Annotated in this window: 6 protein-coding genes and 1 pseudogene; 4 read left to right on the top strand and 3 right to left on the bottom strand. The window is 62.0% G+C overall.

The window, feature by feature from the left end; genetic code table 11:
* Window positions 1-256: 256 nt before the first annotated feature.
* A pseudogene (locus tag D2T30_RS20745) lies at window positions 257-754 on the bottom strand (IS5 family transposase); the annotation flags it as partial.
* A gap of 280 nt (window positions 755-1,034) precedes the next feature.
* Between D2T30_RS20745 and D2T30_RS20740 the strand changes: the two are divergent.
* From D2T30_RS20740 to D2T30_RS20730, 3 genes are all read left to right on the top strand, one after another.
* On the top strand, window positions 1,035-2,456 hold the full coding sequence (locus D2T30_RS20740; RefSeq protein WP_128210380.1) for an alanine/glycine:cation symporter family protein: 1,422 nt from the start codon (window positions 1,035-1,037) through the stop codon (window positions 2,454-2,456).
* Window positions 2,457-2,617: 161 nt separating this feature from the next.
* Window positions 2,618-3,868 (top strand): Na+/H+ antiporter NhaA, encoded by a 1,251-nt coding sequence (locus D2T30_RS20735; protein WP_128210379.1) that lies wholly within the window; start codon window positions 2,618-2,620, stop codon window positions 3,866-3,868.
* Window positions 3,869-4,170: 302 nt separating this feature from the next.
* Window positions 4,171-4,953 carry an aminoglycoside adenylyltransferase family protein gene (locus tag D2T30_RS20730; protein ID WP_128210378.1) on the top strand — a complete coding sequence of 261 codons (783 nt, stop codon included), beginning with the start codon at window positions 4,171-4,173 and terminating at the stop codon, window positions 4,951-4,953.
* On the opposite strand, the gene D2T30_RS20725 is transcribed toward D2T30_RS20730, so the two are convergent.
* Complete coding sequence (locus tag D2T30_RS20725) at window positions 4,950-5,123, bottom strand: GrpB family protein (protein WP_128210377.1); 174 nt, start codon at window positions 5,121-5,123, stop codon at window positions 4,950-4,952. The genes D2T30_RS20730 and D2T30_RS20725 overlap by 4 nt on opposite strands.
* A gap of 120 nt (window positions 5,124-5,243) precedes the next feature.
* On the opposite strand from D2T30_RS20725, the gene D2T30_RS20720 reads away from it, so the two are divergent.
* A complete protein-coding gene (locus D2T30_RS20720; RefSeq protein WP_128210376.1) occupies window positions 5,244-5,759 on the top strand; it encodes an HAD family hydrolase in 516 nt (171 codons plus the stop codon).
* A gap of 39 nt (window positions 5,760-5,798) precedes the next feature.
* On the opposite strand, the gene D2T30_RS20715 is transcribed toward D2T30_RS20720, so the two are convergent.
* A protein-coding gene (locus D2T30_RS20715; protein ID WP_128210375.1) for an IS3 family transposase occupies window positions 5,799-6,937 on the bottom strand; the annotation gives its coding sequence in 2 pieces (ribosomal slippage) (window positions 5,799-6,682 and window positions 6,682-6,937; 1,140 coding nt in all).
* Window positions 6,938-6,983 lie beyond the last annotated feature (46 nt).

Raw genomic sequence — 6,983 nt, 5'->3', positions numbered from 1 at the left:
TCGCCAGATCGAGCCCGACCGTGATAATCTCCGACATGACCGCCTCCCAAAGTGGATTGTTGCGATCCCACCATGGCACACAGATGCCGTCGGGGGGCGGTTACACCATCAACGCCGCACCAGAGGCCGGACACATGTCAGCACCCGATGACGCGCCAAAAAAAGCTCTGAAGATCCCTCTTGCGCAAGGGGCGGTTACACATGTTGCACAAATCTGGTGCCTTGCGGACTGCCCCTTACTCCGGACAGACTTATCCACGGCTTCCGTGACGGGGATGCCGAGCGCGGTGAAGCCGTTGAGCACTGCGACCCTGACTTGGAACTCGGCGACCTGACGGTCGAATTCGCGCGCGGACAAGCGCTGGCCCAGCAACTTGACGCAGTGCATTTTGGTCTCGGCACGGCTTCGGCGGTGATATCCGCTCCATCGTCGCCATATGGTCCTGCCGACGCGCTTCGATGTCCGCAGGATTTCGTTGCGAGCGACAGCCCCGGCGGTGTCGGGTTTCTAGGGTTTGGCGTTCTTGCGGGGTGGAATGATGGCAGCGGCACCTCGAGCAGCTATGGCGTCATGGCACTTGCGGGTGTCGAAGGCGCCGTCGGCGGTGACGCTGCCGATCTCCTGGTCGGGCGGGATCTGATCGAGTAATTCGGGCAGCATCGGCGCATCACCGATTTCGCTGGTGGTGAACTCGGCGGCCCGAATTTCCAATGTTTTCTCGTCGATCCCGATGTGGATCTTGCGCCATACCCGGTTCAAGCCCGATGGGCGATGGTTCGAGAGAACCTGCGAAGGATATGGATCTGGACCTCCGCATCTTGTCTGTCGAAGTCTCTGGCCATGAGATTAGGTTTCACGATCCGGCGAATGCTCAACCTGTGAAAATCTGAGCACAAAATTGAGCCACAACCTCCACCAGATAAAGGATCAACGGCAGGACAGCGGATACCGGGTTGTCACAAGGCGAACCCCATGTAACGGTCCCGTGATACTGACGGATCTGGCGAGATCAAATCATAACAGGGGGTTGGACGTGACGAGTATCATCGACTTTCTCAATACCATTTTCTGGGGCTATGTGCTGATCTACGGCCTGATCGCGGTCGGCATCTATTTCACCATCCGTCTGCGCTTCCAGCAGGTTCTGCATTTCGGTGAAATGATCCGCTCCATCACCGCGGCCCCGGCAAGTGATCGACAGGGCATCTCTCCCTTTCAGGCATTGTGCACCAGTCTCGCCTCCCGGGTCGGCACGGGCAATATTGCAGGCGTGGCCGTCGCCCTCGTGCTTGGCGGACCAGGCGCGATCTTCTGGATGTGGGTCGTGGCCTTTGTCGGGATGGCGACGGCTTATGCTGAATCAACCCTCGCACAGCTTTACAAGGTCAGGGATGCCGATGACACTCGGGGCGTCTATCGCGGTGGCCCCGCTTTCTACATCGCTAACGGGCTGGGCCTGCCGTGGGTCGGGGCGCTGTTTTCCGTCTGCCTGATCCTGTCTTTCGGGCTGGTATTCAATGCGGTTCAGGCCAATTCCATCGCCGATGCAATGGTGGGCGCCTTCGGCATTCCCAAGATCGTCACCGGCCTTTTCCTCGCCGCGCTGACGGCGGTGGTGATCTTCGGCGGAATCCGCCAGATCGCGGTCGTGGCGGAATATGTCGTTCCCTTCATGGCCGGAATTTATCTGCTCGTCGCAATCATCGTGGTTCTGATGAACCTGTCCGAAGTCCCCGCAATGTTGTGGCATATCCTGTCCAATGCCTTCGGTCTGGCCGAAGCCGCGGGTGGCGTGACCGGCGGCATCGCGGCGGCAATGCTGAACGGCGTCAAGCGCGGCCTCTTTTCGAACGAGGCCGGGATGGGCTCGGCCCCGAACATCGCGGCAGCGGCGACGCCCAACCCGCACCACCCGAGCAGCCAGGGTTTCGTTCAGGCCTTCGGCGTATTCATCGACACGATCCTCATCTGCACCTGCACCGCGCTGATGATCCTGCTTTCCGGGGTTTATGTGCCCGGAGGGGAGCTGACCGGAACACAGCTGACCCAAAGCGCGATGGCCGATCATATCGGCGGAATCGGGCCGTGGTTCGTGGCGGTCGCGATCTTCTTCTTCGCGTTCACCTCGATCATCGGGAACTATGCCTATTCCGAGATGGCGCTGTCCTTCCTTGGCCTCGGCAACAGGACCGGGCAGATGGTGCTGCGCGTGGCTGTTCTGGTCATGGTGGTCTGGGGCGCGCTTCAGGCGGTGGCGACGGTGTTCGACCTTGCCGATGCCTCGATGGGGCTCATGGCGACGATCAACCTGATCGCGATCCTTGCGCTTTCCGGCACGGTCGTCGCCCTGACACGAAACTACTTCGCACAGCGCGACGCCGGAATACAGCCGAAGTTCCACGTCGCCGAACATCCAGAAATAGCCAAAGGTGTTGACCCCGAAATCTGGCGCTGAGGATGGGTCCGTAAAGGCGGCCAGATCGGATAGGGGCTTTCGGGCCGCTATCCGGTCAGCCCTGCCATGCGAAGATGATCTCCGGCCGGGAGGCGTGGCATTTCGATTTCATCTCTGCTCCGAAATTTGCTATCCGCAGCCCCTGAACAGGAGAGCAGCCATTGTATCGGATCTGGAATTTCGTTGCGGAGTATTCGCTCCTGCTCGTGGGGGGCGCGGTTGCCGCGCTGATCTGGGCCAATCTGGCGCCCGACAGCTATCACCATCTGGTTCACCTGCCGCTCTGGACCGATGCGCCGATCGGCATGGTCGAGACCCATGATGGTGTGACATCCCGCGTCCTGACCTTGCACTTTCTGATCAACGACGTGCTGATGGCGCTGTTCTTCGCCATGGCGGCCAAGGAGGTGTGGGAGGCGGTCATCCTGTCAGGCGGCTCGCTGCGCGGGAAAAAGGCGCTGACGCCGCTGATCGCCACTCTGGGCGGCATGGCGGGGCCGGTGGCCGTCTATCTGGCGCTGGCCGGGGCGCTTGGCATCATGGCGGATGTCGGCCGGGGATGGGCGATCCCCACCGCGACCGATATCGCCTTCTCCTATCTGGTCGGACGCATCGTCTTTGGCCCGCGGCACCCCGCGATCGGCTTTCTGCTTCTGCTGGCCATCGCAGACGATGCGGGCGGGCTTGCGATCCTGGCGATCTTCTATCCCACGGGCGAGGTCTTGCCGGTCTGGCTGCTGCTGTCGGTCGCGGCGGCGATCGCCGTCTGGCTGCTGGCAAGCTGGCTGCCCCGGCGCATGGACCGCGGCAAGCAGGACCGCCCCAGCTCCACCTGGACCCGCCGGGTCCTGGGCCCCTGGCCCTATGTGATCGCGGGCTGCATCAGCTGGTATGCCTTCTATCGCGCAGGTCTGCATCCCGCGCTTGGCCTTTTGCCGGTCATCCCGGCCATCCCCCATGCCGAACGGGACTTCGGTATTTTCGCGGAAAGCGAGCGTTATGCGACCGATCTGCTGAACGGTATCGAACATGCGCTGAAACTGCCGGTGCAGGTGGTGCTATGTGCCTTCGGTCTGGTCAATGCCGGGGTGGAGTTCGGGGCGATCTCGGCCCCGACCTGGCTGGTGCTGGCTGGTCTGATCATCGGCAAGCCATTGGGGATCACGCTGTTCGGATGGTTCGCGGCCAATGTGCTGCGTCTTGGCCTGCCGGAGGGGATGAGCCTGCGCGACCTGCCGGTGATCGGCTGCGTGGCGGCGATCGGCTTCACCGTCGCGCTCTTCGTGGCCTCGGTGGCTTTCCCCGCAGGGCCAGTGCAGGATGCCGCCAAGATGGGCGCATTGTTCAGCCTGGGCAGTGCCGTATTGGCCATCCTCGCAGGGCGCATTGCGCGAGTCCGAAAAGTCGGGTGACATCGAGCCTCGGCGCCGGAGGCAGCCACAATATCGTGGCGTGATGGCGGGATGTTGTGGCCAGGAGCGGAATCCTTGCCATTGCAACCCCATCGCCATTTCACCGTGTCCTGTCTGAGCGGCAGCTTTGGCGATCGCCACCATGCAGCACGGTTCGACAATGAAAGAACCGTAAGGGCTCTTCATGTTAGTCCCGCCGACCTGACCACACCCTCCCGCTGGAGAGGGCCAGCGGCGATCACTCTGCGGACAAAGCGACCAGAAGAGTGATATTCCGGTAGTAGTGTGAGGGCGGGGATGATATGCAGGCAGTTCTGAACGAATCTGAGCAAGTGTCTGAGACTTTAGCGGCATTGCGCGACATCCTCGGGGGCGGACTGCAAGCGGTCTACCTGCATGGTTCGGCAGCTTCGGGAAGGCTCCGGCCGCAAAGCGACATCGACTTGCTTGCTGTCGTGAGGTGCGGTTTGACCGAGAGTGAACGGGCCTCGCTTCTGTCATCGTTGCTCAGGCTTTCCGGTCGCTATCCGTCTGCGCCGAGCGGGCCGCGTTGCCTGGAGGTCATGGTGTTTTCACACCCCGATCTGACCGCGGGTTTGTTTCCGGCACGCGCCGATTTCGTATTTGGCGAATGGCTTCGCGATGGTTTTGCGGCGGGCGAGGCCGCAATGCCCACACAAAATCCCGAATTGACGCTGGTTCTCGCCCAGGCTCGGCAGGAAGCGATTGCGCTGCTTGGACCGGATCGGGATGAACTTCTGCCCGAGGTTCCAATGACCGAAATCCGGGATGCAATGCGGGAGCTTCTCCCTGCATTGCTGAAAGGCCTGCAGGATGACACCCGTAACGCGCTGCTGACGTTGGCCCGGATGTGGCACACCGCCGACGAAGGAACGTTCGTCAGCAAAGATGAAGCTGCCGCTTGGGCAATCCCGCAGCTAAGCGACCAAAGCGCCTCAATACTGGACCATGCGAGGCGCGCATATCTCGGCGAAATCTCCGAGAGCTGGAGCAGTCGACAGAAGCAGGTGCAAAGCCTGGCCGAAGAATTGGTCCTGCATGTTACCGAGGCACTGTCCGCTTAGGGCTCCGGGTATCGATCCGCCAGACCGGTCGCGATCGGGATCGACGTGCTGCCAATGTGATGCAGGTCCGGAAGGAGCGCGCCGCACACCGCGCGCAGCCGGGTTCGCTCCTCCTCGAAAAGAGCAGGCCAGCGGTTGTCGTAGGGGTGGAGCACGATGGGATTGTCCATGGCGATATCCTTATCGCCCGATGCCCGGGTGCGGCAATGACGGGCCGCCCGCTCGGCACGGGGCGGCTTGTCGCCGGCGCGGTTCACATGCGCCCTTAGCGGCCGGCCGAGTGTCGACAGGTGACCGTTACCCCCGCGCTGGTCTTCGATTGCTTCGGCACGCTCCTGCACATCCGCGCCCCCCGAAATCCCTGGAAAGCGGTGCTGGCCGATGCGCGCCGGAATTCCGGCAGTCCCAAGCTCGACCCGCGCCGCGAACCCATCCCCACGATCGAGGCGTTCGCTGCGGCCTGCGGGGTCGAATTCCGCCCGGAATGGGGTCGCGATCTGGACACCGAAATCGCGTCGATCGAACTGGCTCCCGGGCTCGATGAGGTTCTCCATGTCCTGCGACGCATCGGGTTCCGGCTGGCGCTGGCCGGCAATCTGGCGCCGCCCTATGTCCCGGTCGTGGAACGGCTACTGGGCGATCTGGTCGACGTCACCTGTTTTTCCTGCGATCCGGACATCCGGGCGCTGAAGCGGGAGCCCGAATTTTTCGAGGTGCTGCGAACCAGGCTGGGACCGTCCACCTCGCATATCCTCATGGTTGGCGACATGATGGCCACCTATGAAGAGGTGGTTCGGCTTATCTGAACAGGTCCTGGGCGTTTTCTAAGTGGTTTTCCGCCTCAGTTATGCCGCCGCCGCTTTAGGCACCGGCTGGTTGAAGTAGGCCTGATCGGGGGTTTTCCCGTCAAGCGATGAATGCGGGCGGCGGCCGTTGTAGAAGGTGAGATACCGGCTGATCCCGGCCCGGGCCTCGGACACGCTGGCGTAGGCGCGCAGGTAGACCTCTTCGTATTTGATGGTTCGCCACAAGCGCTCGACGAAGACGTTGTCCCGCCATGCGCCCTTGCCATCCATGCTGATCTTGATCTCGCGGGCGGCCAGCACCTTGATGAACTCGGTCGAGGTGAACTGGCTGCCCTGGTCGGTGTTGAAGATTTCGGGTGCGCCGTGGCGCACGAGCGCCTCCTCCACCGCTTCTATGCAAAAATCGGCCTCAAGCGTGATCGATACCCGCCATGCCAGGACGCGGCGGGTGAACCAGTCCAGCACGGCGGTGAGGTAGATGAAGCCCCGGGTCATGGGGATGTAGGTGATGTCCATCGCCCAGACCTGGTTGGGCCGCGTGATCGGCACCTTTCTCAGCAGATACGGGTAGATCTTGTGCCCGGGTGCAGGTCTCGAGGTGTTTGGTCGGCGATACAGAGCCTCGATGCCCATGCGCTTCATCAGGGTAGCAACGTGCAACCGCCCGACCTTGAACCCTTCCTGAACCAACAGCCCCTGCAGCATCCGGCTGCCCGCGAACGGGAATTCCATGTGCAGCTTGTCGATCCGATGCATCAGCTTCAGGTCGGCCTCCGACACCGTGCGGGGCTGATAATAAACGCTGCTCCGGCTGATCCCCAGCACGATGGCCTGGCGGCTGATGCTGATCTGCGCAGTGGGATCGATCATCTTTTTGCGCTCGGCAACAGACCCGCCTTGCCGAGCGCGCCGGACAAAAAATCATTCTCCAGCGTCAGCTCTCCGATCTTCGCATGCAGGGTCTTCACATCGATGGTCGGCTCCGGCTCTGCCTTCGGGGCTTCCCCGAATACCCCGGTCGCGCCCTCGAGCAGCAGGTCACGCCACTGCTTGATCTGGTTCGGATGCACGTCGAACTCTTGCGCCAGCTCGATCATGGTCTTCTCGCCCTTGATCGCTGCTACCGCCACTTTCGCCTTGAAGGCCGGGCTGTGGTTCCGGCGCGGTCGTCTTCCCATGGTCTTCTCCTCGCTCGCAGCATCATGCTGCCGTTGCGCGGAAAAT

It is taken from the genome of Paenirhodobacter populi, from assembly GCF_004022215.1.
In the GTDB taxonomy this organism is placed as follows: Bacteria; Pseudomonadota; Alphaproteobacteria; order Rhodobacterales; family Rhodobacteraceae; genus Rhodobacter; species Rhodobacter populi.
The sequence above is the reverse complement of the archived record's forward strand: the minus strand, read 5'-3'. Positions and strand labels throughout refer to the sequence as shown.

Excerpts from the sequence above, each read along its gene's own strand:
- D2T30_RS20730 (WP_128210378.1), top strand. The coding sequence starts at position 4,171 with ATGCAGGCAGTTCTGAACGAATCTGAGCAAGTGTCTGAGACTTTAGCG.
- D2T30_RS20725 (WP_128210377.1), bottom strand. The coding sequence starts at position 5,123 with ATGGACAATCCCATCGTGCTCCACCCCTACGACAACCGCTGGCCTGCT.